This window comes from Paenibacillus sp. NPDC057934, from assembly GCF_042887565.1.
Lineage (GTDB): Bacteria > Bacillota > Bacilli > Paenibacillales > Paenibacillaceae > Paenibacillus_AQ.
Window position 1 is genome coordinate 17786 of record NZ_JBHVPB010000012.1, and the last position, 26371, is coordinate 44156.

24 protein-coding genes are annotated in these 26371 nt (G+C 48.2%); 19 read left to right on the forward strand and 5 right to left on the reverse strand.

Annotation, left to right across the window (positions count from 1 at the left end; translation table 11 throughout):
• Positions 1-102 precede the first annotated feature (102 nt).
• Complete coding sequence (locus ACFVRY_RS24765; RefSeq protein WP_387502946.1) at positions 103-300, reverse strand: hypothetical protein; 198 nt, start codon at positions 298-300, stop codon at positions 103-105.
• On the opposite strand from ACFVRY_RS24765, the gene ACFVRY_RS24770 reads away from it, so the two are divergent.
• From ACFVRY_RS24770 to purN, 3 genes are all read left to right on the forward strand, one after another.
• Positions 301-453 (forward strand): hypothetical protein, encoded by a 153-nt coding sequence (locus ACFVRY_RS24770; protein ID WP_387502947.1) that lies wholly within the window; start codon positions 301-303, stop codon positions 451-453.
• A 169-nt stretch (positions 454-622) separates the two neighbouring features.
• Entirely contained in the window at positions 623-1663 is a 1041-nt protein-coding gene (gene purM / locus ACFVRY_RS24775) for a phosphoribosylformylglycinamidine cyclo-ligase (RefSeq protein WP_387431510.1), read from the forward strand.
• Positions 1663-2280, forward strand: a complete 618-nt coding sequence (gene purN, locus ACFVRY_RS24780) for a phosphoribosylglycinamide formyltransferase (RefSeq protein ID WP_387502948.1) — start codon at positions 1663-1665, stop codon at positions 2278-2280. The genes purM and purN overlap by 1 nt, the downstream gene beginning before the upstream one ends.
• Positions 2281-2848: 568 nt before the next feature.
• Here purN and ACFVRY_RS24785 read toward each other — a convergent pair.
• Positions 2849-2980, reverse strand: a complete 132-nt coding sequence (locus tag ACFVRY_RS24785) for a hypothetical protein (RefSeq protein ID WP_387502949.1) — start codon at positions 2978-2980, stop codon at positions 2849-2851.
• A gap of 295 nt (positions 2981-3275) precedes the next feature.
• Between ACFVRY_RS24785 and purH the strand changes: the two genes are divergently transcribed.
• The 4 genes from purH (at position 3276) to ilvA (ending at position 9217) form a co-directional block, all read left to right on the forward strand.
• Positions 3276-4823 (forward strand): bifunctional phosphoribosylaminoimidazolecarboxamide formyltransferase/IMP cyclohydrolase, encoded by a 1548-nt coding sequence (gene purH, locus ACFVRY_RS24790; RefSeq protein ID WP_387502950.1) that lies wholly within the window; start codon positions 3276-3278, stop codon positions 4821-4823.
• Between the two features lie 26 nt (positions 4824-4849).
• Positions 4850-6115 (forward strand): phosphoribosylamine--glycine ligase, encoded by a 1266-nt coding sequence (purD, locus tag ACFVRY_RS24795; protein WP_387502951.1) that lies wholly within the window; start codon positions 4850-4852, stop codon positions 6113-6115.
• 322 nt (positions 6116-6437) lie between these two features.
• The gene (locus ACFVRY_RS24800) at positions 6438-7754 is read left to right on the forward strand and encodes an SEC-C metal-binding domain-containing protein (protein WP_387502952.1); all 1317 of its coding nucleotides are present in this window, start codon (positions 6438-6440) and stop codon (positions 7752-7754) included.
• Positions 7755-7954: 200 nt separating this feature from the next.
• Complete coding sequence (ilvA, locus tag ACFVRY_RS24805; RefSeq protein WP_387502953.1) at positions 7955-9217, forward strand: threonine ammonia-lyase IlvA; 1263 nt, start codon at positions 7955-7957, stop codon at positions 9215-9217.
• Between the two features lie 94 nt (positions 9218-9311).
• On the opposite strand, the gene ACFVRY_RS24810 is transcribed toward ilvA, so the two are convergent.
• The gene (locus tag ACFVRY_RS24810; protein WP_387502954.1) at positions 9312-10262 is read right to left on the reverse strand and encodes a hypothetical protein; all 951 of its coding nucleotides are present in this window, start codon (positions 10260-10262) and stop codon (positions 9312-9314) included.
• A gap of 39 nt (positions 10263-10301) precedes the next feature.
• Entirely contained in the window at positions 10302-10964 is a 663-nt protein-coding gene (locus tag ACFVRY_RS24815; protein WP_387502955.1) for a DUF1129 family protein, read from the reverse strand.
• A gap of 182 nt (positions 10965-11146) precedes the next feature.
• On the opposite strand from ACFVRY_RS24815, the gene ACFVRY_RS24820 reads away from it, so the two are divergent.
• The 7 genes from ACFVRY_RS24820 to corA all read left to right on the forward strand — a co-directional run bounded on the left by ACFVRY_RS24820 (position 11147) and on the right by corA (position 17522).
• Positions 11147-11347, forward strand: a complete 201-nt coding sequence (locus tag ACFVRY_RS24820) for a hypothetical protein (RefSeq protein WP_387502956.1) — start codon at positions 11147-11149, stop codon at positions 11345-11347.
• 175 nt (positions 11348-11522) lie between these two features.
• Positions 11523-12353, forward strand: coding sequence for an alpha/beta hydrolase family protein (locus ACFVRY_RS24825; RefSeq protein ID WP_066379456.1), 831 nt, complete (start codon positions 11523-11525; stop codon positions 12351-12353).
• A gap of 85 nt (positions 12354-12438) precedes the next feature.
• Complete coding sequence (locus ACFVRY_RS24830; RefSeq protein WP_387502957.1) at positions 12439-13215, forward strand: DODA-type extradiol aromatic ring-opening family dioxygenase; 777 nt, start codon at positions 12439-12441, stop codon at positions 13213-13215.
• A 171-nt stretch (positions 13216-13386) separates the two neighbouring features.
• Positions 13387-14481, forward strand: coding sequence for a DUF3048 domain-containing protein (locus ACFVRY_RS24835; protein ID WP_387502958.1), 1095 nt, complete (start codon positions 13387-13389; stop codon positions 14479-14481).
• Between the two features lie 318 nt (positions 14482-14799).
• Positions 14800-15417 carry a DUF47 domain-containing protein gene (locus ACFVRY_RS24840; protein WP_175371699.1) on the forward strand — a complete coding sequence of 206 codons (618 nt, stop codon included), beginning with the start codon at positions 14800-14802 and terminating at the stop codon, positions 15415-15417.
• Positions 15418-15435: 18 nt separating this feature from the next.
• Positions 15436-16425, forward strand: a complete 990-nt coding sequence (locus ACFVRY_RS24845) for an inorganic phosphate transporter (RefSeq protein WP_387502959.1) — start codon at positions 15436-15438, stop codon at positions 16423-16425.
• 137 nt (positions 16426-16562) lie between these two features.
• Positions 16563-17522 (forward strand): magnesium/cobalt transporter CorA, encoded by a 960-nt coding sequence (gene corA, locus ACFVRY_RS24850; RefSeq protein ID WP_387502960.1) that lies wholly within the window; start codon positions 16563-16565, stop codon positions 17520-17522.
• 593 nt (positions 17523-18115) lie between these two features.
• Here the strand turns inward: corA and ACFVRY_RS24855 are convergent.
• The gene (locus tag ACFVRY_RS24855) at positions 18116-18676 is read right to left on the reverse strand and encodes a tyrosine protein kinase (RefSeq protein WP_387502961.1); all 561 of its coding nucleotides are present in this window, start codon (positions 18674-18676) and stop codon (positions 18116-18118) included.
• A 361-nt stretch (positions 18677-19037) separates the two neighbouring features.
• Here ACFVRY_RS24855 and ACFVRY_RS24860 point away from each other — a divergent pair, with 361 nt between their 5' ends.
• The 5 genes from ACFVRY_RS24860 (at position 19038) to ACFVRY_RS24880 (ending at position 26359) form a co-directional block, all read left to right on the forward strand.
• Positions 19038-19328: a YerC/YecD family TrpR-related protein gene (locus tag ACFVRY_RS24860; protein WP_066379478.1), complete on the forward strand. Its 291-nt coding sequence runs from the start codon at positions 19038-19040 to the stop codon at positions 19326-19328.
• 3 nt (positions 19329-19331) lie between these two features.
• On the forward strand, positions 19332-20108 hold the full coding sequence (locus ACFVRY_RS24865) for a sirohydrochlorin chelatase (RefSeq protein WP_387502962.1): 777 nt from the start codon (positions 19332-19334) through the stop codon (positions 20106-20108).
• A 365-nt stretch (positions 20109-20473) separates the two neighbouring features.
• On the forward strand, positions 20474-21364 hold the full coding sequence (locus tag ACFVRY_RS24870; protein WP_387502963.1) for a diacylglycerol kinase: 891 nt from the start codon (positions 20474-20476) through the stop codon (positions 21362-21364).
• A gap of 840 nt (positions 21365-22204) precedes the next feature.
• On the forward strand, positions 22205-23665 hold the full coding sequence (rlmD, locus tag ACFVRY_RS24875) for a 23S rRNA (uracil(1939)-C(5))-methyltransferase RlmD (RefSeq protein WP_387502964.1): 1461 nt from the start codon (positions 22205-22207) through the stop codon (positions 23663-23665).
• A 471-nt stretch (positions 23666-24136) separates the two neighbouring features.
• On the forward strand, positions 24137-26359 hold the full coding sequence (locus tag ACFVRY_RS24880) for a P-loop NTPase fold protein (protein ID WP_387502965.1): 2223 nt from the start codon (positions 24137-24139) through the stop codon (positions 26357-26359).
• The last annotated feature ends 12 nt before the right edge of the window (positions 26360-26371 follow it).

The window sequence follows — 26371 nt, forward strand, 5'->3', positions numbered from 1 at the left end:
CCGAAAGCTTGGTGGTAGGTGTTTGGTTTTAACTTGCTAAGGGTGCTGTGGTGCGGATGCCCGCATTGTCCCTGTTTGCCTCCGGCAAATACGGGACAAGCTCTACGGCGTTCCGCCCCCTGGCGGCATGCTGCACGCCGGGGGATGGTTGGCGGCTTGGTTTCGCTCCAAGCGCCGAAGGGCTTGAAAAGCTAATCCCTGTTTGCTGCGCAAATGCGGTGCGCTTTTCTCGCCTAGTGAGGTGCTTGGCTTCGCCAAAGCACCGAGGGCTTGAAAAGCTATTCCCTGTTTGCTACGCAAATGCGGTATGCGCTTTTCTCGCCTAGTGAGGTGCTGGCTTCGCCAGAGCACCGAACCCTTGCTGCTGTGCAAGGTGCGTACTGCGGCTTGCGGCAGGGGTGGCCCGGTGGTTTGGAAGTCATGGAGAGGAATTTTGGAGCTGTAGAAGCGTAGCGTTCGCCTTTATGATTGGATTTCTACCGCGAATAGCGGTTTAAATCAGGAAATCCAATCATAACAGCGATCGGAAGTCCAAACATTCATCGGAATGACGCCTGAAAACCACCTCCTTCCCTGCCGCCCCGCAAACGCACACTAAATTATAAAGATGAGGTGTCCAATAGTGTCGGAAGCTTACAAGAACGCCGGAGTGGATATTGCGGCTGGCAATGAAGCGGTAGAACGCATGAAAAAGCACGTAAAACGCACGTTCCGTCCCGAGGTTATGACTGAGCTAGGCGGATTTGGCGCGCTTTTCGGCCTCAATAAAGATAAGTATGAGGAGCCAGTTCTGGTATCGGGAACAGATGGTGTAGGTACGAAGCTGAAAATCGCGTTCGCGGCGGATCGCCATGACACCATTGGTATTGATGCAGTGGCCATGTGCGTGAACGATATCGTGGTACAAGGCGCGGAGCCACTGTTCTTCCTCGATTATCTGGCCTGCGACAAGGTAGTACCTGAGAAGATTGAAGCTATCGTGGCAGGTATTGCAGAGGGCTGTCATCAAGCGGGTTGTGCCCTGATTGGCGGCGAGACAGCGGAAATGCCAGGTATGTACTCGGCTGGCGAGTATGACATCGCAGGCTTTACAGTTGGTATCGCCGACAAAGCCAAGCTGGTTACCGGAGCAACCATCGCGCCTGGAGATACAGTTATTGGACTGGCGTCGAGCGGAGTACACAGTAATGGATTCTCGCTGGTACGTAAGCTTTTGCTGGAAGAGGACGGATACGCGCTGGATGAGACGGTTGATGAACTGGGAGCACCGCTTGTAGATGTGCTGCTGGCACCGACCAAGATCTATGTGAAGCCTTTGCTATCGCTGCTTGAACAGCTTCCGGTGAAAGGGATGGCACATATTACTGGCGGTGGATTCATCGAGAACATTCCGCGTGTGCTGCCAGACGGTGTGAATGTGGAGATTAACTACGGTTCGTGGCCGATTCTGCCGATCTTCAACCTGCTGCAAAGCAAAGGGGACGTAACCAACCGTGATATGTTCACCACATTTAACATGGGTGTTGGTTTGGTCCTGGTTGTTGACGCTGCGAATGGTGAGCGGGCGCTTGAGCTGCTCAAAGCAAGCGGAGAAGAAGCTTACATCATCGGAACTGTGACCGAAGGAGAGCGCATCGTTACTTTTACGGGAGCTGAAGTATAATGCAATTGAACCGGATCGCCGTGTTTGCTTCAGGTCAGGGCAGCAACTTCGCTGCGCTGGCTGAAGCGCAAAAAGCAGGCAAGCTTGGCAGCGGGAGCATTGAACTGCTTGTCTCCGACAAGCCGGAATCAGGGGCGGCACAACGGGCAGTGGAGGAGGGTATTCCGACACTGCTCTTGCGTCCGAAAGATTTTGCCAGCCGGGAGCTGTACGAAGCAGAGATTGTAGCCGAACTTCAGCGCAGAGACATCGGGCTGATTGTGCTGGCCGGATATATGCGGCTTATTACCCCCGTTCTGCTTACGCCATATGCAGAGCGGATTATCAATATTCATCCTTCGCTGCTGCCGGCATTTGCCGGAATAGACGCGATTGGTCAGGCCCTGGATTACGGTGTGAAGCTGACGGGTGTGACGGTGCACTACGTCGATGGAGGCATGGATACCGGCCCGGTTATTGCCCAGCGGACGGTCGCTGTGGAGGATAACGATACGGCGGAGACTCTCGCAGAGCGGATTCATCAGGTAGAACATAGCTTGTATGCCGATGTAGTCGCTGCTTTTGCTGACGGACGAATCGAACTGGTGGGCAGAAAGACGATTATTCACGAAAAGTGAGTTTTTCGGACGCTGCAGTAGTTGCAGCAGCGGTTGCAACTTAGGACAAACTGAAAAGTAACATTGTGGAAAAAGGTTTGACGAATAGCGAAACAGTTCAGAGAAGTCTGCAGACAACAGTTGTGGGTAGGCGAATATACCCGCAACATCACGCCGAATACTCTATGCTCAAACCCTAGGTTCAACCTGAATGTATGACACCAAGCAACATATTGAGCTTACAGCGGCATTGTATGATATTTCTCGGGAAATATTGCACAAACGGCGAGTGATGTCGCATGGTCGGGGATGTAGGCTGATGGTTTAACAGGAATTCCTCCCGTTAATGCGCCTCATTTCTGTGATATGGACGATTTAAATGGAAAAACTCCCGTTAATAGGCTGGTTTGGGCAGCATTCGATGAAATCGGACGAAATAACAGGAGATTTTCCCGATAAATTGTCCGAAAAGGTGTGGATGGCTATATTAACAGGAAGAAATCCTTTTAATTGGTAGGTGGCCAGCGATTGAAGCTGTTATAACGACTGTTGTAGCTACTACTATTGAAGCTATGGTTATTGCGTGCGGTTAGCTGAGATCGTTCACCGTTGTAGCTATTGCTAATGGTAGCGACTCCAACGCTTGTGACATCGTAGCGGTGCTGCTGTTGGTGTAGCGAATAGCTAGTGCCGCAGCCATACAGCTATAGATTGATGCCATAGCGAGTACCTTAAAGCAACCGTCTCGACTGACACAAGCTAGCCATTGCCGCTATCGTTACTGACCGTTGCTAACTTGATAGTTACTCAAGTAACATCAGCCCGGTTCAGAAAGGCTTTTGTCTTGCCGGAAGCTGGCACAGCCAGCCTCAGCAGACTTTCATTCCCCATCAAGACAGCTATTCTCAGGTATTCAGATTCACTCCGTTTAGATTTTGGTCCCTTATTCTTTTCGTTTATCTTGGCTATTACGGCTTTATAAATTGCACGGAACATCCGGAGGAGGACTATTCAAAGTGAGTATCAAAAGAGCGCTGGTCAGCGTATCGGATAAACAGGGTATCGTGGATTTTTGCCGCGAGTTGTCTGCATTGGGCGTAGAAATCATCTCCACAGGTGGAACTAGCACACTTCTGGCTAAAGAAGGCGTGCCGGTCATCGGTATCTCCGATGTGACAGGATTCCCCGAAATTATGGACGGACGTGTCAAAACACTTCATCCAGCCGTACACAGCGGCCTGCTAGCTGTTCGCGACAATGACGAGCACACACGGCAAATGAGTGAGCTTGGTCTGGATTACATCGACCTCGTCGTGGTGAATCTGTATCCGTTCGCGGAGACGATTGCCAAGCCGGACGTAACATATGAGGACGCCATCGAGAACATTGATATCGGCGGGCCGACGATGCTGCGTTCTGCGGCGAAGAACCATGCTTTTGTCAGTGTGGTCGTGGATGCCAGCGACTATGCGGCGGTGCTTGAAGAGGTCCGTGCAGGTGGAGATACGACACTTGAGACTCGCAAACGTCTCGCGGCAAAAGTGTTCCGTCATACGGCGGCTTATGATGCCCTGATTTCCGATTATTTGTCAAATGTAACCGGTGATCCGCTGCCGGAGCGCTACACGGTAACTTACGAGAAGATCCAGGATCTGCGTTATGGCGAGAATCCGCACCAGAAGGCTGCTTTCTATCGCAAGCCATTGGCTTCACTGGATACGCTGACAGCGGCCGAGCAGTTGCACGGCAAAGAGCTGTCCTACAATAACATTAACGATGCCAACGCTGCGTTGCAAATCGTCAAGGAATTTGAAGAGCCGGCTGTCGTGGCGGTTAAGCATATGAACCCTTGCGGAGTGGGCGTAGGTGAGAGCGTATATGAGGCTTATCAAAAGGCCTACAACGCTGATCCAACCTCCATCTTTGGCGGTATTGTGGCCGCGAACCGTATTATTGATGCAGACACGGCTAATCTGCTGAAGGATATCTTCCTGGAGATTATTTTGGCGCCTGGCTTTACGGATGAAGCGCTCGAAATTCTGACCAAGAAGAAGAATATCCGTCTGCTGAAAATCGGTAATCTCAGTGCGGCGGCTGCGCGGACGAGTAGCTTTGTCGTGACCTCCATCGACGGTGGTATGGTGGTTCAGGAGAGTGACGTACACTCTATTAATCCAGATGAGTTGCAGGTCGTTACGGACCGTAAGCCTACGGAAGAAGAACTGAAGCAATTGCTGTTCGGGTGGAAAGTTGTTAAGCATGTGAAATCCAACGCCATCGTGCTGGCGGCTGATGATATGACGGTCGGTGTAGGCGCAGGCCAAATGAACCGTGTCGGTGCGGCGAAGATCGCGATTGAGCAAGCCGGAGAGAAATCCAAAGGCGCTATCTTGGCTTCCGATGCCTTTTTCCCAATGGGAGATACCCTGGAAATGGCTGCAAAAGCAGGAATTACGGCGGTTATTCAACCGGGCGGCTCCATCAAGGACGAAGAGTCCATCAAGGTTGCTAATGAGTATGGCATCGCTATGGTCTTCACTGGCGTCCGTCACTTCAAACACTAGAGCTGGCTTGGGAGGATTTCATTGTTATGGATATTTTAGTGGTTGGCGGCGGCGGCCGAGAGCATGCGATTATATGGAGCCTGTCCAAGAGCCCACGCGTCGGTAAAATCTATTGCGCCCCCGGCAATGCCGGGATTGCGCAGCTGGCGGAATGCGTGCCGATCGGCGTATTTGAGTTCGATCGGCTGACGGCTTTTGCGAAGGAGCAGGAGGTTGGTCTGGTCGTCATCGGGCCGGATGACCCGCTGGCTGGAGGGATTGTCGACGCTTTTGAAGCAGAAGGCATTCCGGTCTTCGGTCCGCGCCGCAATGCGGCAGAGATTGAAGGCAGCAAGACCTTCATGAAGGATCTGCTGCACAAGTACAATATTCCGACAGCGGCGTATGAGAAATTTGACGATTATGAAGCAGCTGCGGCCTATCTGCAAAAGCAGCCACTGCCGATAGTTATCAAGGCAGACGGACTGGCAGCGGGGAAAGGTGTAACTGTAGCCTACTCCAGAGAAGAAGCGGACAAGGCGCTGGCAGATATTATGGTCAGCAAAGTATTTGGTGAAGCAGGCGCTCAAGTTGTCATCGAGGAGTTCTTGGCTGGGCAGGAGATGTCCATTCTGGCCTTTGTGGACGGGGAGACGGTACGGCCGATGGCTGCCGCCCAGGATCACAAGCCGGTGTTCGATGGCGATAAGGGTCCTAATACAGGGGGAATGGGTACCTATTCCCCACTGCCGCATATTGATGAGGCCATTATCCGCGAAGCGGTGGAGAGTATCATTGAGCCTACGGCGAAAGCCATGGTAGCGGAAGGACGCCCATTCAGCGGGGTACTATTCGCAGGGCTGATGATTTCTCCGGACGGTAAGCCGAAGACGATCGAGTTCAATGCTCGCTTCGGTGATCCAGAGACCCAGGTGGTTCTGCCAAGGCTCAAGAGTGATTTGCTCGAAATCTTCCTGGCGGTAGTGGAAGGACGTCTGGCAGATATAGAGATTGAGTGGAGCGAGGAAGCAGCGGTATGTGTAGTGCTGGCTTCAGGCGGCTACCCGGGCTCTTATCCAAAGGGCGAAGTGATTACCGGCCTGGAAGAGGACGGGAAAGGTCTGGTCTTCCATGCGGGAACGGCCCGCGGCGAGGATGGAAGCTGGTTGACTAACGGAGGCCGTGTCCTGGGCGTCGTAGGACTGGGCGCGGATATTCGCGAGGCTCGCGAGGCGGCTTATGCCCGTGCCGAAGGGATCGTTTTTCCCGGAAAGCAAAGCCGCAGCGACATTGCGATGAAGGCGCTCGTCTAAGGAAAAAGGACTGTATCTAGCATTTTTTTGCGCTTTAAGTCCCAAAAAAGGACTGACAAGTCATAGAAAAAGTGCTATAATACAACACGTACGGGGGAAAATGTGCGGATATATACAGATAAAGGGGCCTTTCCGATCATGGAAAGGCCTTTTTTAAACATCAGCTTGTGCAAATTATGCTGTGCCGTTTTCTGGGGGTGCTTGAAATGTCATCTTACAGCACATATGATATAAAGGTTCCGTGCCGGAAACGACATACTATGGCATGCAGCAGTGCGCCTGAAGGCGTACATTCAGTCACAGATTTAAGGGGGAATTAGTTTTGAGTAAGGTTGGAAGAAATGACTTGTGCCCGTGCGGCAGCGGGAAGAAATATAAGAAGTGCTGTCTCGGTAAGGAGCAGGATGCAGTCGAATCCATACTGCGGCTCGTAACAACGGAACAAGCCGCGGCGCAGGAGATTTCGGCAGTTGCCCTGCAAACAGAACAACCGGCAGCAGCACAGCCCGCAGCACGCCCGGAGAACAAGCTTACCCTGGCCAAGCTTAGAAAAATGGTATCCCGTGACCTAAAATGGGAGCATCCGTCCCATGAGCAATTGGGGTTGCATCTCATAGAGAGCATGAGAAATGAATTCGACAAGGAGCTTATTCAAGAGGCGCTTGTCCTGTGGAATGGCTATTCTCGTCAGACCAAACCTGCGGTCAAGAAGATGGGTTCCTTCTGTGCAGCGATAGAATATTTGCTGTCTGAAGAGTACGGCTTCCTTCTCACCCAAGCGGAGCTGGCGATTAAATATGAGGTTACTGCGGCAACGATCTCACGTAAAGTGAAGGAAATGCTGAATTATATTGAAGAGTACGGTATGGGCGAAGCGCCTGACACATTGGCTGAACTGAGCAGCCTGGAGAGTCCGAAGGAGAAGGAACAGGCGCTACTGGCAAAAGTGATGGAAACCCCGTCGGCCAAACGCCGGGTACAGCTTGCACGTACGATTCTGGAAATTTATCCTGACAGTGCGGACGCTTATCTTGTTCTGGCTGAGGAATCTGAGGATGAGGAAGAGGCTCGTGCTTTTCTAAAAGCTGGGATGGCTGCCGGAGCACGCGAACTGGGCGAAGACTTTTTCAAGGAGAATAAAGGTTATTTCTGGGGGCTTGTAGAGACCCGGCCTTATATCCGTATCTGTAAGAGTTATGCTGATTCCTCTTGGTTCGGCGGAAATGCCGAAGAAGCGGTTAAGACGCTGGAGCACGTGCTGGAGCTGAATCCGGACGACAACACTGGTGCCCGTTATTTGTTGGTAGCAGCCTACCTCTACAACAATAAGCTGGGTAAGGCGGAGCAGATTCTTAAGCTATATGGTAAAAATGATGCCGCTGCTTCCTATGCCTATGGCCGTATGTTGCTGGAGTACAAGAAGAACGGGCTGACTGCCCAGCTAAAAATGTTGTACCGTGTTGCCCGTAATGTGAACAAGCATGTGCCAGAATATCTGCTGGGCACCAAGCGGCTGCCGCATAATCTCCCAGACTATGTTGGGAGAGGCGATGCCAATGAGGCGATCGAATATGTCATCGTGAATTCACGCCTTTGGACAAGCGTGCCGGATCTGCTGAAGTGGATGTTGAAGCAATAGTGTAAGAATGATCGCTGAGCTGCCCATGCTGGCGTTCAGCAACGTATAAGAAGAGGTGTCACGCAAGTCATGAACAGATGACTGCGGGACACCTCTTGTTGTGTTTTGTCCAAGAAAAACTGGCCTTGAAAAAAGTCTGAGGGAATAGTATGTTACAAGAAGCAAAACGATTAGACAGAGACAGTGAGGCGAGGAGAGTCATGAGAGAAGACGAAGACCGGATCTTAGGGATGGAAGATATTGTACGAGCACATCACGTGCTGCGAGAGGTCATTGTTCGTACGCCGTTGCAGCGTGATGCGGTACTGTCTGCCAAATATGATTGCGATGTGTACTTGAAGCGGGAGGATCTGCAAATTGTCCGCTCTTTCAAAATACGCGGGGCTTATAATATGATTCGTAGCCTGTCCCCAGAGGACAGAGAGAAAGGCATTGTCTGCGCCAGTGCAGGCAACCACGCCCAAGGTGTAGCTTACTCCTGCAAGGCGCTTGGAATTAAAGGCAAGGTCTATATGCCAAGCACCACACCAAGCCAGAAGGTGAAGCAGGTTCGTCGCTTTGGCGGGGAGTTCGTAGAGGTCATTCTGAAGGGGGATACCTTTGATGATGCCTATGATGAAGCTTTACAGGCCTGCATCGATTACGGGATGACGCTGATCCATCCGTTCGACGAGCCGAGAATTATTGCTGGTAACGGTACAATTGCTATGGAGGTTATGGAAAGTCTGGACAAGCCTGCCGACTTTATTTTCGTGACTATTGGCGGTGGTGGCCTAGCTGCTGGTGTCTCAACCTACGTCAAAACCGTTAGTCCCTCTACGAAGGTCATTGGCGTTGAGCCACTTGGTGCGGCTTCTATGAGTGAAGCCTTTAAGCAGGGAAAAGTGGTCACCCTGGATCACATCAACAAGTTCGTAGATGGTGCGGCTGTTAAGCGTGTAGGCGGATTGACGTTCGATATCTGTTCACGTTCCCTGGATGATGTTGTTATGGTGCCTGAAGGTAAGGCTTGTACGACGATTCTGGAATTATATAATGAAAATGCCATTGTTGTGGAGCCAGCAGGCTCCCTGCCTATCGCTGCGCTTGATCAGTATCGGGATCAAATCCGTGGCAAGACGGTGGTTTGTATCGTTAGCGGCGGCAATAATGATATTGACCGGATGCAGGAGATCAAGGAGCGGTCACTGATCCATGAAGGTCTCAAGCATTATTTCATGGTGAATTTCCCGCAGCGGGCCGGCGCACTCCGTGAATTCCTGGCAGAGGTGCTGGGTCCGGAAGACGATATCACTCGTTTTGAGTATACGAAGAAACATGACAAGGAGAACGGGCCTGCGCTGGTTGGCATTGAGCTGTCCAGTAAGGAATCATATGCCCCGCTGATCGAACGGATGCAGCAGAAGGGCATGGATTACACAGAAATCAACAAGGATATGAATTTGTTTAATATGTTAATTTAATTGGATACGGCTGAGACAGCTGTATAGATCATAAAAGGCCCGTCCCATTTTTGAATTGGGACGGGCCTTATTGTTTGATGTTGTTGTATACACGCTAAGTTAGAGGGACTTCCTTGGATCTGTACTGCTCTACCTTGTCGTCGAGCAGATAGCCGTTCTCTTTTAGCAGCTTCATGAAGCCTTCGAGCTTCTGCAAGAAGGGGCTATTATCAGGGTTCTTGGCCGATAACAGTCCGGCATAGGCCTTCTGTGCCTCCAGATCCATTTCGAGATTATCGTAATGGAATAGGGGCGTATTGTTCAGGCCGTAAAATGTGCTGGCGATGTACTTCGCGTATAGCTGCTTCGCCGCCGTAATCCGGTTTGACTTCGGATAGCTCTTGGTGAACTGCTCTGCCGCCAGAGCGCGGGCGGCTACCTCGGTCCAGGCAATGACCAGTCCGTTGTCCTTGGCAGAAGGCAGATCCGACTCCGCAGCCATCATCGTTAGATAATCGCTGATGTCGTTCGTGACATATACCTTGTATTTGCGATAGGCTCCATAATCAATTACAGGGAAGTAAGTACCTTCTGCCGTCTCCAGCTTATAGCCGCTCTCTCCAGCGGTCTCCAGCAATGTTCGCAGGGCAGGGTCTTTAATACTTTCAGCCAGCTTGACCATACTTACCTGAGATTTATATACGGTAGCTAACTGACGCTGCACATCACTTCTGCTGAACTTGTTCTCCCATGCCCCAAGAGCGGCCTTATGCAGGTTCTCAAGCTGCAAAGTCATCATTGTGGCCCGGTAAGAAGTCACTGCATACAAGTTGCTGTTCAAATATTTAATCGCCTGGGGAAGCTTGGACGATGACGAGAGCAGAGGCTGGGCAGCTTTGTATATAGCTTCTGAATGACTGTTGTCTGCGGCTGTTGTGGAAGTCTTGCTGGTGCTTTCCTGAGTGCCTGATCCGCTCCCCGCTGCATATGTAGATGCGGTGGGTATAGCTTGTATACCGATGGTAAGCGCAAGAACAGCTGCTAACAAATAGGGCTTCTTGTTCATATGTGCTTCCTCCTGTCTATTTGGAATGGAGTAAAAGACTTATTTTTTCAAGAACAGCACTTTCAAGCCGATCGCTCCGGCAGCGAAAATAATCAGGCTGATCCAAGGGGAAATCGAAAAGACGGGTAGCAACGTATCCAGGTACGTTCCGACAAATATCACTACAGCAGCTATTGCAATATAGATGCTCAGTCCCTTGAGGTCAAAACCCTTTGTCTGCGGTGTGTCGCTGTCAGACAAGGCAGCCATCCACTTCATAAACAATTCTATGACGACAATGGAGCCAATCCCTACAGCAATAAGGGTAAAGAGGCTGATCTGACTGAATATCCCCGATGAGCCGGTAGTCCATTGAAACAACAGGCCGAATGCGCCTAATACGCCGAAGAGGCAGGTCAGGGCCGCCCATGGAATCATTAGGTAGTAGTTCAGCTTACTTCTGGTGGGAGCCGCGGGTACACTCTCCACGATTTCTCTGAAATAGTCCTCGGGGTGTTCCCCGAAAATTTGTTTGGCGTTCCTGCCCTTGTTTTGTCCTTGAAGTAGCAGCTTGGCCGCTTCCAGGAGCAGTTCCTCTGCACGAAGAGCATCAACCCGGCTGGCCCGCATCGCGAGAATCATATCCTCAAAATACGAGCGGTTGAACGGTGTCATCTGCTCGCGAAGTGCGTTGTTTTCCTTAATCATATCTTTGACTTTCATCGGGTGGATATTACCTCCAATATCGTAAATCATGAGTACCTTAGCCTAAAGTATACGTTTGACAAGCGGGTCAGTGCAAGGAAATGCATTCCGGACTGTGATGCATAATCCTTATCAAAGCGTGAACACTGATAAGGTAATAGATCTGAACAAATATAGCACTTGGAAGGGCAGGCGAGGTTATGGAGCATGAGGATCAGAAGGAGCAGGACAGATTCATGGGCGATGGCTTCGAGCCTGAACCGACCCACGGCATGGTTGATTGGGGTGGCTCCGATGGCTTCAGTCTCTGGGACGCTGCGACGGAAACCCCTGATAACTGGATGAAGGATTGGGAAGGCAGACAGGAAACGCATGACATGTTCCACGACAGCTACGACTGACGAGCCCTTTCAGCAATGCTGGCCTCTTTTGTTCCCGGTGAACAAAAGAGGTCTTTTCCTTTTCTATTGACAATAATGTTGGATACCGTATAATAAGAATATAATTCATACTAAATTTATCGGAATTACAAAATATATCAGATACAGATATGTATTTTAGAAGGAGGACACGGCAATGGAACGCGCAATTGTAATCCGGCATAACCGGGAGGAACTAACCGCAAGCATTCATTATCCGACAAAAGAAAAAGGGACTACCGGGCGTTGCAAGGACCGGGTTCCTTTGGCGGTGATTTGCCATGGATTCGTAGGTAACCGGATTGGGGTGGACCGGATTTTTGTCAAAGCTGCCCGGGAACTGGCTCAGGACGGTTACATGGTTATCCGCTTTGACTATGCTGGCTGCGGCGAGAGCAGCGGGAATTACGGCAGCGAGGATATGGAGTCCATGATCGCCCAGACTCGTGCCGTACTGGATTACGGAATTAGTTCCGCAGATGTAGACCCACAGCGGGTAACGCTGATCGGACACAGTCTTGGCGGGGCGGTAGCCCTCTTAACGGGAATCCGTGATCGCCGGGTTAAGAACCTTGTCCTGTGGTCAGCGGTTGGCTACCCGTTCAATGACATTGTGAAGATCGTGGGCCGGGATGCGTATGATCAAGCGGTGAAGACTGGTTCGGCTGATCATGCCGGCTATTCCTTTACCCCTGTATATTTTAACTCCCTGGCGGCGTTCCAACCGTTCCAAGAGGCCGGCAAATTCAGCGGTGATGTGCTGGTCGTTCATGGAACTTCGGATGATGTTATTCCGGTAGACTACGCTTTTCTTTACCAAAAGCTATTCTGGACACGGCCGGAGGGCCGGTGCGATAAAGAAATTATTTTTCAGGGGGATCATACCTTCTCCACTGGCCCGGCGCAGGAGCAATTGCTTAAGCGGACTCGGGAATGGATGAACGAGCAGGAGCATCTGCAGGAGGAATGGCAGAACTGGATGATATAGAAAGCTCTTCTCTACTCGCCAAATAGGGGAAGAAGGGGTAAAATAAAGATGCAGGCCATATACTGGGTTAGGAGGTTGGCATCCTATGAAATTCCCCGCATTTTTTATCGCGCATGGTTCCCCGTTGCTTGCCCAGGAGGATAACGAATATACCCGGTTTCTGGAGCGACTCGGCCGTGATTTAGGAAAACCCCGCGCTATCGTTGTATTCACGGCGCATTGGGATAGTCCGGAACAGCTATTGACTGTGGATACTCAGCATGAGGCGAAGCACGACTTCTACGGATTTCCTGAGGAAATGTACTCGCTGACCTATCCGGCTCCGGGTGATCCTGAGCTGAGCCGTGAGATCTCGGAGTTGTTCAAGGCACAGAACCTGCCGCATCAGCCAGTGCTTGGCCGTGGACTGGATCATGGCGTATGGGTGATCCTGAAGAAGTTGTTTCCGCAGGCTGACATACCTGTAGTTGCGTTATCGGTAGACTCTCTGCGTTCCCCTAAGGAGCAATACAACATCGGACGCATGCTGGCCCCGCTGCGAGAGCAGGGTGTACTCATTATCGGCAGTGGCGGATTGGTGCATAACCTGAGATTGCTGAGAGAAGATGATCAGCCCGAAGCATGGGCGCAGGAATTCGATGCATGGGTCGCTAAAGGCCTCCAGTCTTGGGATCTCCCAGAGCTGTTCGCCTATGAGAAGAAAGCTCCTCATGCCCGAGAAGCTGTCCCCACCTATGGAAAAGAGCATTTTGTGCCTCTTTTTTATGTAATGGGAACCGCAGATGAGGGCAGACAGGCACAGCTAATGATCCAGGCTTATCAATACGGAACCCTTAGCCTGAATTGCTGGATGCTGGACTAGAATTGAATTGAATTGAATATATAACCTTGAGAATAAATGAATACAGGGTGCAGTCGGATTTTGCCGGCTGCACCCTTTTTGAATACTTTATAAATCCAAGTCAAACCAAGACAAAATGGACAGGCTGTGATTAAATGGAAGAAACGCTTGAAAGAGAGGAACTACCGCCTTATGATATTGAACCGTGCTTCTTCCCGTTTGCTGTGCAGTCTTCTTCTTGCTGGGGGGCTGTTGTCCGCTTGTGGAACCGAGGCTGCTCTGAATCAGCCGGTAGCAACTACTGAGTCTATCCCCGAGCCAACGGTGTCCAGTGAGCCTTCGCCATCTCCGGTACCTGTCGGAGGGCCAGTATCCGGCTTGACGGGACTGCAGGTCCCGGAGGAAACCGCGCTGCCGCGGCCCTTATCCATAATGATCAACAATGCACCAGCCGCCCGTCCACAATCGGGGGTAAGCGAGGCGGATATCTTGTATGAGGTGCTGGCTGAGGGTGGGATTACACGCTTGATCGGTGTGTTTCAGAGTCATACTGGTGTTGTTAAAATCGGCCCGATCCGCAGCATCCGGCCTTATCTTATTGATATCGGGGAGAGCCACGGGGGTGTGACCGTGCATGCGGGAGGTAGTCCTGACGCTTATGCTATTCTGCAGAGACAGAAGAAGGAAGACCTCGACGAAATCGGAAGGGCCGGGGCTTATTTCTGGCGGGACAAGGAGCGCAAAGCGCCGCATAATCTCTACAGCAACACTGCAAAGCTTAGGGAAGGGTCGGAAAAACTAGGATATGCGCAGGATACGCCAGTGCCTGGCTATCTTTTCAACAACTCTGATGCCCTGCCAACCGGAGGACAAGCCGCGCTTGAATTCAACGTGAATTTTCTACTGAAGAGCTATGATGTCGGGTATAAATATAATGCCGAGCGGGCGACATACCAGAGATGGGTGAACGGCAAGCCTCATCTGGATCTGAATAATGACCACCCTTTGGAAGCTGCGAATGTTGTCGTAATGGGGAGTGACCATAAGGTGCTGGATGATGTCGGCAGGCTTCAGGTCGATGTGGAGCTCGGAGGAGAGGCGCTGCTGTTCCAGCGAGGAGAAGTCATTCAAGGCCGCTGGTCGCGTAAGCCCGGTGATATCATTCGTTTTGTGAAGGACGGTAAGGAAGCCCTGATGTATCCAGGTGTCACACATATTCTGATTGCGCCCAATGCGCCGTCTTTCAGCAGTCATATTGTGTACCCGGAGGCAGAGAAAACAGCTTAGGGAATAAGTTGATTCGTGCAGGCGAACAGTAAGGGTATGCCTCAGCCACTAGGCAGGAAAGTTCAAGCTGCTTTAAAAAGCGCATAACAGGGCGATTTATCAATCCAGTATGTCCCATTATTTCCGTGAATGTAGAAATATTATATCTATTCATCGAATTTGTTATCACACTGTAAAAAAGTTGTCGTTTTTTACTTCTATCCCTTCCACTGTTATGTTAAGATAACAGAGTTGTCATTCATTTTCATGCTTTTTCATATGGATGACTTCGCGTTTAGACCGTTATTTTATGTAATTTATGTAAAGGGGTTTAAAATGATGAAGTTGAGAAAAAAGGACATATTCTTTGAAACGCTGGAAAACATGGCGGATACCATTGTCCAAGCTGCGGATTATTTTGCTCAAAATATTACTAATCTTCAGAATAACGTGGAGAGCTTTGCCGCAGAGATGAAGAAGTACGAATCGCAGTGTGATACTTACACGCACACCGTTATCAAAGAATTGAACAAAACGTTCATTACGCCTCTAGAACGCGACGACATTATGGACCTGATCACGAGCATGGACGATGTCATTGACGGTCTGGAAGCTTCAGCCTCACGTTTCTATATGTATAACTTGCTCGACGCGGATGAATATATTGTGCAATTTGCAGAAATTCTCCGTCAAAGCGCCTATGAAATTCAAAAAGCGGTTCACCTGCTGTCCCAGAAAAAGCTGCTGGCAATCCGTGAATATACCATTCGCCTGAACGATCTCGAGAACCAAGGCGATGAAGTGTTGCGTACTTGCACAAAAGTCCTGTTCGAAAAAGTGAAGGACCCGATTGAGCTAATCAAGCGCAAAGAGCTGTACGAACGGCTGGAGACGACGACCGATAAATGCGAGGACGTCGCCAACAAGCTGGAATCGATCATCATGCGTAACTCATAATAAGGGGCCTTCAAATATATGGATACATCATTATTGGTGCTTGGCGTCGTTGTATTTCTCGCGCTTGCGTTCGACTTTATCAACGGTTTCCACGATACGGCCAACGCAATCGCTACCTCTGTATCAACACGGGCGCTCCCGCCGCGTACAGCGATCATTTTAGCAGCTTCCATGAACTTCATCGGCGCCCTGATGTTTACCGGTGTCGCTAAGAAGATTGGCGGAAGTATCACGGACCCTACCCTGCTGGATAACGGGATTCAGGTCGTTATTGCCACACTTATCGCCGCGATTATCTGGAATTTGGTGACCTGGTGGTTTGGGATTCCGTCCTCCTCGTCCCATGCGCTAATCGGCGCTTTGGCTGGTGCAGTGTATATTGGAGCCGGTTCGGATCACATCAAATGGAACGGTTTTATCGAAATCGTGGAGGGCCTTATCTTCTCGCCACTGATTGCTTTTGTGATCGGTTATATTGTAATGACGATCCTCAAGTGGATCTTCGCCAAGCGTAGTCCGCATACCGTCAACAAAGGATTCCGGACGATGCAGATTATTACGGCTGCGCTGCAATCCTTCACACACGGTACGAATGATGCGCAAAAGGCGATGGGAATTATTACTTTTGCCCTAGTGACCTCAGGTCACTTAGACTCCATGGAAGTGCCACTCTGGGTTAAAATCGCTGCAGCGACAGCGATGGCGCTCGGAACCTCTGTGGGCGGCTGGAAGATTATCAAGACGATGGGCTCGAAGATTTTCAAAATCGAACCGATCAACGGTTTCGCAGCCGATATTTCAGCGGCTTCCGTTATTTTCTCGGCAACACTGCTGCATTTGCCTGTAAGTACCACTCACGCCATTACTTCGGCTATTCTCGGGGTTGGATCGGCCAAGCGTTTCTCCGCTGTAAAATGGGGTGTAGCTGGACGGATCGTAGTTACGTGGTTCATCACAATTCCTATCAGCGCAGTGCTGGCAGGACTGATCTTCAAAATCTTCTTCTAAAATCATAAGCAAGTGTTCATATAAGAGCCTGGTCGATATTGGTCGATTGGGCTCTTCTTTTTTGTAGTTGGGAGGAAGGCCATGAATGCGGTACAATGAAAAGAGAGGCCTGAGGACAGAACGGAGGATTTCATCATATGATACGTACGATGGCGGTGACCCATCAGGGCGAAGTGCTGACAGGGTTGCTGCTGCAAGAGATCCAAATGGCGGATTACGCCTGGATCTGGGTTGATTTTGCAACGCCTAGGGCAGAGGAGACGGCACTTCTAGATACTTATTTTCACTTTCATCCACTGGCGATTGAAGATTGTATGCATGTGCTGCAGCGCCCGAAGCTGGACTATTACGAGAATGCGCAGTTCTTCGTGCTGCATGCGTTAAATGAGCGCACATTGGAAGCAGAAGAGGTTGACCTGTTCCTCAGCAAAAACTTTCTGGTCTCCTATCATCATCAGGAGAAGACGGAGATGAATGAAGCCTGGGAGCAGGTGAAGCAGGAAATTCATAGCCGCAAAGGCTGGTCGGGCGGTCCCATGGCTGCAGCGTATACAGTGATGGACAAGCTGGTGGATAAATATTTTCCAAGTCTATATAGCATCGAGGACGAACTAGCGGATCTGGAGAGTATGGGCAGCAAGGAGTCGGTAGAGGAGTTAATGAGCCAGGTATTCGATGTCCGTGGGCGTCTATTGAAGCTGCGTCGGACCATTGTGCCCATGCGTGACCTGATGTATCGGATACTCAATTCACAGCATGTACAGAGCAATGGGGAGGAACGGATTTATTTTGGCGACATCTATGACCACCTGCTGAAGCTGACTGATATGATCGAGGTGGACCGTGAAATGACCGCTGATCTCCGGGATAGTTATATCTCGCTGAACTCCAACCGGATGAACTCTATTATGAAAACACTGACGGTCATCACTACTATCTTCATGCCGCTGACGCTGATCGCCGGGATTTATGGGATGAATTTCAAGATCATGCCCGAGTTGGAATGGAACTTCGGCTATTTCGCCGTCCTGCTGCTCATGGTAGTTCTTACTGTGGGGATGATCGCTTGGTTTAAGCGGAGTGGCTGGTTTAAATAGGTTATATAAGACGAACATAAGATTCTAACGTATGGCTCGGTCGTCACTTCGGTGGAATGTTTGGACTTACGGTCGCTGTTGTATCCAGATTTCTTTTTTATACGCCGCTTTTAGCGGATGAAATCTGGATACAGCTTAGACTTCCGATGCGAGCTTTCCTCCGGAAAGCTTTCAGGCGAACGCTTCGCTCCTACAGTTCCAAACTTCCCCCTTCGTTCCTCTTCACCTTTTGCACTTTCTTCTGTTCACCTTATATAGTTGGAGCAAATACAAAAGGCAGCAGCGTAAATGTTTTGAGACATTTACGCTGCTGCCTTATTTTGATAAAGTGTCGGAACTTGGCGAAACGGGTGGTACCCAATAGGCAAGGAGCTAAAGAGGCAGGGTTGCCGTAGAGATAGCGCAGAGAGTATAGAGGGTCAGAGACCAGCGATCACAGAAACCACAGAAACCACAGAAACCACAGAAACCACAGAAACCACAGAAACCACAGAAACCACAGAAACCACAGAAACCACAGAAACCATAAGGATTCAAGGTGGTTAATACTACGCAGCGAGCTGCCTGCGCCAGTCAACGATCAGTTATATCTGCTATTTACGACGGCGTTTGCGGGAGGGAGAGGAAGTGGCACGTTTGCTAGTGGAACGGGAAGATTTTTTACGGTTGCGGGAGGAAGACGACTTTTTTCTACGGCGGTTGGGTCTGTACAGAGCAGCATCCTCTTCAGCGGCTAGCGCTCCGGAGGACCCTTTTCCCTTGCCAAAAGACCCCATAACCAGCTTCACCATCGGGGCCATCTGCTGAAAGCTCGACATTACCTTCTGGACCTTGCCCATCGAATTCACGATTCCTTCAATGCCACCCATCCGGTCGACAAAGCCTTTGATCTGCTCCATGTTGGCCAGATTCCCCAGATTGCCCAGGTTGCCAAGCCCGCCGAGAAGTCCCCCTGCTTTGGTAGTGACCGCCTCGGCTGCTGGAGCCAGTGCCGCATCTGCAACCTCTGCTGCATCCAAACTGGGTAAGAACCCGGTGTCTCCTAGCTCTGGAGTCTGTACGTAGGGACTGATTCCAGGGTAGGTTGATGTATTCAGCGGATCAGCCAGCGAACGGTGACTCCGGCGGGAATGATTATAGTAATGCTCAGGCATAATATCACATTCCTTCGTTAGTGGTTTGCTATAATGTATGTCATGGGCGAACATAAGGTATAGACGAATGCCCGGATTACCGGGATAGGAGCGGAAAAGGGCGTATGCCTATATCACGGGTGTGGAAATGAAAAAACCGTGTCTACGCTTGATTTTGGGCGCTTTTGTAGTACTATAGGGATGGCGGTTTAACATCAGGGATGAAAAGGAGAGAGGGCCAGTTCCAAAAAAACATGTACACCTGGGGTGGACAATTGTCCGTCGATTTCGTTCTTTACAGCGTGAAACCGTTAATGCTTGAAAAAAGCGCTCCAGTACAATATAGTTAAAGGCAGAAGTCACAATAGGGGATGATTAATTAATGCAGCTGAAGAAGCTAAACGATAAAAGTGTGGATCAATTATTCGAGGCTATTTTAACTTTAAAAAATATGGAAGAGTGCTACATATTCTTTGACGATCTGTGCACGGTGAACGAGATTCAATCGCTGTCGCAGCGTCTTGAAGTAGCCCGCATGCTGGGCAAAGGCTCTACCTACAACCAGATTGAAGCAGAAACAGGAGCGAGCACAGCGACCATTTCGCGTGTCAAACGCTGCCTGAACTACGGCAATGATGGATATAAAATGACATTGGAACGTTTGGGACGCTAATTCGTGAGACCGGGCGTACTAATGATCAGTCACGGTTCACGCGACGATGCCTGGGTATCTATCGTGGATGAAGCCGTAAACGGTGTATCGCTGCGGGAAGACCTTCCCGTGGCGGTTTCTTTTTTGGAGCTGGTGCAAGGTCGTCTCATTCAAGACGGAATCAACGAACTGGAACAGGCAGGGGTCACGGATATCATGGTGGTACCCTTGTTTGTGTCGTCTGGAAGTACACATATTGATGAGATAGCGTATGCACTGGGAGCGAAGCCGGAGCCTGAACGAGAGACCGATCTGGAATGTTTCCAAGTGAGCGCCAAGGTTCACTTCGGCTATCCTGTAGATGATGACCCGGATATTGCCCTCATGATCTGGGACAAAATTCGCGAGCTCTCCAAGCAACCAGAGCAGGAAACGATCCTGCTGGTAGGGCATGGGAGTATGCATGACGGCTTCCGGCAGCGCTGGGAGCGGAGCATTGGTTCCCTGGCTCAACGTGTAGCCCAGATAAGCGGCGTTGCGGCGGCGGATTATGCGCTGCTGAACCCGGATAGTGTACGCAGCAAAGCGATGTATTGGCAGCAGCAGGGACACGAGGTGCTGGTGGCGCCGCTTTTTCTAAGCGAAGGCTACTTTACGAAGCGCGTGATTCCACAGCGGCTTGAGGGCGTAGGTTATCGCTACTCTGGACGCACGCTACTCCCACACCCCCTTTTTCCAAGATGGATTCAGCGGCAGGTGGAGGATTGGTTAGCGTCTGTGCGGGACTGTTCAGGGGAATAATGGGGCTGGGAGCGTTGGTGCTAGGTGTAGAACTGCTGATTGAGTGGCTCTAGCTCGCTAAATGGTGGTGAAAAGGCCTCTCGTTGCATACACATGTAAGATAGATATAATGAGGCTAATAAAAGGTACAGCTTGTATATCCGCTTATTTCGCAGCTGTGCTGTGGCTAGCATTTATAATGGAACTTCAGTTTTTCGAAAAATGCGGCAAGTGTATATGTATATAATAGGTTCTTCAGATGACGAGAGGTTTGTATTTGCTTTAGAGAAAATTTATGTTCGACGGTCGCCGACATTGATTGTAGGGCATTGAATTGGGTATAATCAGTTAGGTTATCTATTAAAAAAACAGGTGGCGTTCCGGTAATGAAAACTGCGAGATTGATTTATAATCCCACTTCTGGACGGGAAGAAATGAAGAAGAGACTCGCCGATATTCTGGACCGGCTGGATGTGGGCGGAATTGAAGCCTCCTGCCATGCAACGACAGGAGAAGGCGATGCAACAGCAGCTGCAGCAGACGCGGTTGAACGCGGCTATGATCTGATTATTGCAGCCGGCGGCGACGGCACGCTGAATGAAGTGATTAATGGTATGGCAGAGAAGCCTAATATTCCTCCGCTTGGCGTACTGCCACTAGGAACGACTAACGATTTTGCACGGGCGATGGGCATCCCAAAGAACTGGGAAGAATCCGTGGCTATGATTATCCGCCAGCAGTCGCGGCTGATTGATCTCGGTAAAGCCAATGATCGTTATTTCATCAATATCGCCGGCGGCGGAAGCCTGACCGAGCTGACATACGAAGTACCCAGCAGGCTGAAGACAATGATGGGCCAGCTTGCTTACTATTTAAAAGGTATTGAGAAGATGGCGAGTCTGTCTCCACAGGAGCTGATCATCCGCGCCAATGGCCAGAGCGTCATTCATGACGAGTTCATGCTCTTCCTGATCGCCAATACCAACTCGGTAGGCGGCTTCGAGAAGCTTGCTCCAGATGCCCGCATCGACGATGGTTTGTTTGACGTTATAGCGGTGAAGAAATGCAACCTAGCCGAGTTTATCCGCTTGGTCAGTCTGACCATTCGTGGCGAGCACTTGCAAGATAGACGGGTCGTTTACTTCCGCACCGATGCCATGGAAGTCACCTCCCCGGGGCATGTTCAACTCAATCTGGACGGCGAGCTAGGCGGTAGCTTGCCCGGACACTTCCGCATCCTGCCGCAGCATCTGCGGATTTTTGCGCAGAATAACTGAGGTAGCTAAGTGGAGTGGGAGCGGGCTATAGGCTATAGGCTATAGAGGGATTCCACTCGCTGTATCACTTAGCACTAACTCGAAGCTCAAAGCTCGAAGTTCAAAGCATTTATCTCGTTGTTGCCACAACCTTCATTAATGCCCACTCTTGCGCAGCCTGAGGGTTTGTTGATGAAATAGTGTGCATAACGTAGGTCGACTCTAAGAGCCGTTATGAGTTACGTGTGGATCTATACTTATAGTAACTATTCTAGTCGAGCTGAACGTATCGAATGGCCAAGTATGTGTAATAGTAGGCTGAATCGTTTGCAAATGGCTAACTATAAAAATTTAAACTGAGTGTTGTTAATGAACTACGCGCATGTTGGTGGAATGAGCATATGTTTATGGACTAAATGTGCGATGGCAAACTGAATGTTGCTGATGGAATACGCGTATGTTGTCTAAATGAATGTACGCTAATGGTAAAATGTTTGGTCGAACAAAACTAATACTCAACATCTGTGTGCTTCATACATCTAGAGTAGGTGAATAACGGGATTTATTCCCGTTAAAACCCTGCAAACTACTGTTTTCTGAGAAATAGCTGGAATAACTCCAGTTATTTCTGTACACATACCCGATTTCACAAGTTATACTCAATAATAACGGGAGCTTTTCCTGTTGTTATCTTCTCATATAAAGTTTAACGGAGCATTAACTGGAGGAATTCCAGTTGAAATTAATTTTACATGGCAGTGTATTGCCTCATCATGGGGCCGTCTTGCTCTAATCCATTTTGTATAACAGATATTTAGCGTCATTAATAATGAAGAACATGAAAGAAGTGAATGTGAACTAATGAGTAGACACCGCAGCGGCCGCAATACAAGCCGCCGGGACGGCACGGCCCAAGTGGCCGGACTGCCTGTGAACAAGAATGACGAGGTTATGCTCGATATCATCGGCATGACCCATGAAGGTGAAGGGGTAGGCCGCGTAGAGGGCTTTACCCTTTTTGTGCAGGGAGCTTTGCCCGGTGAGAAGGTTCGGGCAAAGGTGCTCAAAACCAAGAAGCAGTATGGCTACGCCAAGCTGCTGAAGATTGAACAAGCGAGCGGCGATCGCATCGCCCCGCCTTGCGAGATCTATGACATGTGCGGCGGCTGCCAGCTGCAGCACATGGATTACGCCGCTCAGTTGGCCTGGAAGCGCCAACTGGTGGTGGACAACCTGGAGCGGATTGGCAAGCTGCGGGTGGCTGGAGGGCGGAGCGAAGACGCTCATACTGGTGGCATTATCGTTCGTCCTACCCTGGGGATGGACGAGCCTTGGCGCTACCGCAACAAAGCCCAAGTGCCAATTGGCGACTCTGAGGGCGGCCTAGTTGGCGGTTTTTACGCTCGCGGTAGCCACCGGATTATCGACATGGAGACTTGTCTGATTCAGCATGATGAGAATGACAATGTTGTCCGTCAAGTTAAAGAAATCGGCCGTCGACTAGGGATTACAGCCTATGATGAAGAGACTGGCAAAGGTCTGCTTCGGCATGTGGTGGTAAGAGTGGCTTTTATCACCGGCGAAATGATGGTTGTTCTCGTCACTAATGGCGATCGCATTCCTCGTAAGGACGAGTGGATCGCAGAAATTCGCCGCGAACTGCCAGCTGTTACGAGCATATGCCAGAACGTAAACACCCGGCAGACGAATGTGATTTTTGGAGACGTAACCCGCACCCTGTGGGGCAGTGACGTCATTTACGACTATATCGGGGACGTGAAATTTGCCATCTCCGCACGCTCTTTTTACCAAGTTAACCCGGCGCAGACAGAGGTTCTATACGGCAAAACCGTAGAATACGCCGGACTGACCGGTAACGAGACTGTCATCGACGCCTACTGCGGCATCGGCACTATCTCCTTGTTCCTGGCTCAGCACGCCAAGCAGGTCTACGGTGTAGAGATTGTTCCTGAAGCTATCGAGGATGCGCGGGCTAATGCTCGCCTGAACGACATGAACAATGTAGTGTTCGAGGTAGGTGCGTCAGAAGATGTAATCCCGAACTGGAAAGAACAGGGCATCACGCCAGACGTCATCGTCGTCGATCCGCCGCGTAAAGGCTGCGACGTTCGGCTGCTGGAAACTATCATTGCGATGAAGCCAGAGAAAGTGGTGTATGTTTCGTGTAACCCTTCCACTTTGGCACGGGATCTCCGCGTGTTGGAGGATGGCGGGTATCATACGGTGGAAGTGCAGCCGGTGGATATGTTCCCGCATACGGTGCATGTGGAGTGTTGCTCACTGTTGGTCAGGAAAGACTAATAGTTGAGGCGTATTGGCGTATACAGCAACGGAGCGGGTAAAGTCCCACTAACCATATTTTCGATAAGGGCGGCTATAGACAGTCGTCCTTTCTTGTACCCCACCCCAGTGCCTGACGAAAAAGATATTGTGTCTCAGCAGAAGTTAAGGCTTTTCATACCAGCCTGAAATTTTACAAATACTCTTTTGTACGCACAAAGAAGCCCTAACATATTTCCGAATCTGTTGCTTTTTGTTGCCGTGGTGAAGTTTGCCCTTATATGTTCAGTAAAAAAATTACGAGACTCGATTGTACACACATACCTTAAAATCAAGCATTCGTTTCTTACAGCCTCAGCATAATTAAGTACATACGAAATTTTATAAAACGCTCGTGATTTACAGAAGATGGGAAGGTAAATGAAATGGAATGTCGAATTTAGTAATCTAAACAAGAATAGTTGTATTACTAAAAACGAAGGAAGAGAAAACGTGGAGATACTAGTTGACTATTATAAATTAAAAGATTCATCAGTTGACGATATTGATAATGCTAATTATCTTGATGAGCCTGATTCTAATATTAACCAATTTATGCAAGATCTAATCTACGCAACTCCTGCCTGTTATTTAATATCGGGATATAGGGGGGCAGGAAAATCTTCATTTATAAATAAATTAGATGGTATCATAAAACAAACAAACTCAAAAATGTGCTTTGTGAAGGTGAATATCCCCAAATACGAAGGCTATAATATCTTATTAAGAAAACTAATAAGATCAATATATATATCTATTGTTGATAAAAAAATGAATCTTAATAAAGAGGTTAAAGAGTTTTTAGAAACACTCTATTTAAAAACTTTCAACCAAGTGCAAGAAACAAAAAAAATAAGTACAAAAAGAGAAATTGCATCAACAACAACGATTGAATTTGATATTTTAAATTTTTTTAAGAAATTGTTTTCATCTTCTATAGTGGGTTTAGGATTATTGATAGTATATAAATTGTTTGATTTCGTATTTGAATTTAACTCAGCCGTTCAAAACGTTATTATAATATTTGTATCCATTTTTGTGCTGATCATTGGATCTATCAAGACATTTAATTTAAAGAAAGAAAATAAGTATAGTGACACTGATAGTAATGATATAGAAACGAAGACAATGTATGATGATGAAATCGCCGATCTTAGACTACAGGAATTACTGAATATGTTACAGCAGGAACAAGATCTGAAGTTAGTTTTTGTTTTTGATGAGCTTGATAAGCTGACTCCTGAAAAGGCGGACTCTTTAATTAGTGAAATAAAACCACTTTTATTATCAGGCAATGCGACGTATATATTAGTTACAGGACAAGATTTATATTATAATTATCAGTCCTCTCAATATAAGGATGATTCTATCCTGTCGAGCATTATTTCTAAAACACTACATATTTCTTTATTATCAACATTTGAACTTGCAGAAATTTTTAATAGTATTTTCAAAAACAAAAATACATTAAATAGTTCCCTAGTTTTAAAATATTTGGATTCCATTATTTTGCGCTCTAATCGAATACCGAGAAGATTTATTAAACTTATCAAGCAGGATATTATATGGAAGAATGATGAGAGTTTCTTAATAATTGACGCAAGGAAACAAGGTTATTTTGAAACTGATTCAAAGTTACTCGATATACTTCTTGAAGTAGAAAACAATTATATTTCACCGCAAGAATTCTCAGATGGGTTAAAAGATTTTTTTGTTATCCAACTTCATTTATGGATACAAAAAATGATGACTTTTGGAAAAACACCATTCACTGTAGACAATATTTATAATTATGAGAGAGATTATAAACAAGAAAATGTGCAAATCTTCAAGATTAATTTAGATATGTTAATTTTGATACTATTAGGTTTAATGGTCAGGGTTCGTTTACTTTCTTGTTCTCCTGTAGCTATTGAGAATAAGGAGATTAATCAATATGTATGGATAGAGGAAGTTGAGGTTAAATCTGATTCTTCTATCGAAACGGAGATTAATCCCGTTAATCACTCCCTCACAAATTCAATGGAGATCAATTATTTACAACAAGTTCTAACTCAAATATTATCCAACGAGTATGGTGGTGGCTCTAATTTCACAATCAAAGAGGCAATAATTTTTTTACTTGAAGAAAGAGTATTGGAACGCACCCCGAATATTATGAAGTTAACTTCGGAAGAATTTTGGGATTCACAAAATTCACAAGAAAGCAGTAATAAAAATAAATTCTTGACGCCAGTCATAGCTGTGGAAGTTATTACCTCTTTTGTTGGGTATATAGCTAAAAAGTATCTTTCAGAACATTATGATGTAGTCAGCAATATTAGTAATACTGGGTTTGATATTATTGCTCAATCTAATTCTAAAGACAAGTTGAATTTACTTATTGAAGTGAAGAATTATACTAAATTAAACCGACGAAATATTTCCGAGTTTTATGATCAGGCTAAAAAGCAATTAACTCTTCACAATAATAACTCTAGATTTAATGAAGAGTTCAAGGTCTTAATCTTTATTTTTGTGAAGAATGATCTTAACAGTAAGCAAAAATTAATTTCCCATTTTAAACAATTAGTAGATAAAGACTCTTTAGGGGACACATTTGAATTATTTATAGACTTTTTTGAACCACAACAGGTGAACGAATGGTTTGAAAATTTTACTCACAGAAATAATTGAAATACACGATAG

Bases quoted from the DNA above. Each gene is read 5' to 3' on its own strand.
- ACFVRY_RS24840 (WP_175371699.1), top strand. From the start codon at position 14,800: ATGAAGTTGAGAAAAAAGGACATATTCTTTGAAACGCTGGAAAACATG.
- ACFVRY_RS24785 (WP_387502949.1), bottom strand. From the start codon at position 2,980: ATGGCATCAATCTATAGCTGTATGGCTGCGGCACTAGCTATTCGCTAC.
- ACFVRY_RS24855 (WP_387502961.1), bottom strand. From the start codon at position 18,676: ATGCCTGAGCATTACTATAATCATTCCCGCCGGAGTCACCGTTCGCTG.
- ACFVRY_RS24815 (WP_387502955.1), bottom strand. From the start codon at position 10,964: ATGAAAGTCAAAGATATGATTAAGGAAAACAACGCACTTCGCGAGCAG.
- ACFVRY_RS24770 (WP_387502947.1), top strand. From the start codon at position 301: ATGCGGTATGCGCTTTTCTCGCCTAGTGAGGTGCTGGCTTCGCCAGAG.
- ACFVRY_RS24820 (WP_387502956.1), top strand. From the start codon at position 11,147: ATGGAGCATGAGGATCAGAAGGAGCAGGACAGATTCATGGGCGATGGC.
- purN (WP_387502948.1), top strand. From the start codon at position 1,663: ATGCAATTGAACCGGATCGCCGTGTTTGCTTCAGGTCAGGGCAGCAAC.
- rlmD (WP_387502964.1), top strand. From the start codon at position 22,205: ATGAGTAGACACCGCAGCGGCCGCAATACAAGCCGCCGGGACGGCACG.
- ACFVRY_RS24860 (WP_066379478.1), top strand. From the start codon at position 19,038: ATGCAGCTGAAGAAGCTAAACGATAAAAGTGTGGATCAATTATTCGAG.
- ACFVRY_RS24835 (WP_387502958.1), top strand. From the start codon at position 13,387: ATGATATTGAACCGTGCTTCTTCCCGTTTGCTGTGCAGTCTTCTTCTT.
- corA (WP_387502960.1), top strand. From the start codon at position 16,563: ATGATACGTACGATGGCGGTGACCCATCAGGGCGAAGTGCTGACAGGG.
- ACFVRY_RS24810 (WP_387502954.1), bottom strand. From the start codon at position 10,262: ATGAACAAGAAGCCCTATTTGTTAGCAGCTGTTCTTGCGCTTACCATC.
- ACFVRY_RS24845 (WP_387502959.1), top strand. From the start codon at position 15,436: ATGGATACATCATTATTGGTGCTTGGCGTCGTTGTATTTCTCGCGCTT.
- purD (WP_387502951.1), top strand. From the start codon at position 4,850: ATGGATATTTTAGTGGTTGGCGGCGGCGGCCGAGAGCATGCGATTATA.
- ACFVRY_RS24825 (WP_066379456.1), top strand. From the start codon at position 11,523: ATGGAACGCGCAATTGTAATCCGGCATAACCGGGAGGAACTAACCGCA.
- ACFVRY_RS24870 (WP_387502963.1), top strand. From the start codon at position 20,474: ATGAAAACTGCGAGATTGATTTATAATCCCACTTCTGGACGGGAAGAA.
- ACFVRY_RS24830 (WP_387502957.1), top strand. From the start codon at position 12,439: ATGAAATTCCCCGCATTTTTTATCGCGCATGGTTCCCCGTTGCTTGCC.
- ilvA (WP_387502953.1), top strand. From the start codon at position 7,955: ATGAGAGAAGACGAAGACCGGATCTTAGGGATGGAAGATATTGTACGA.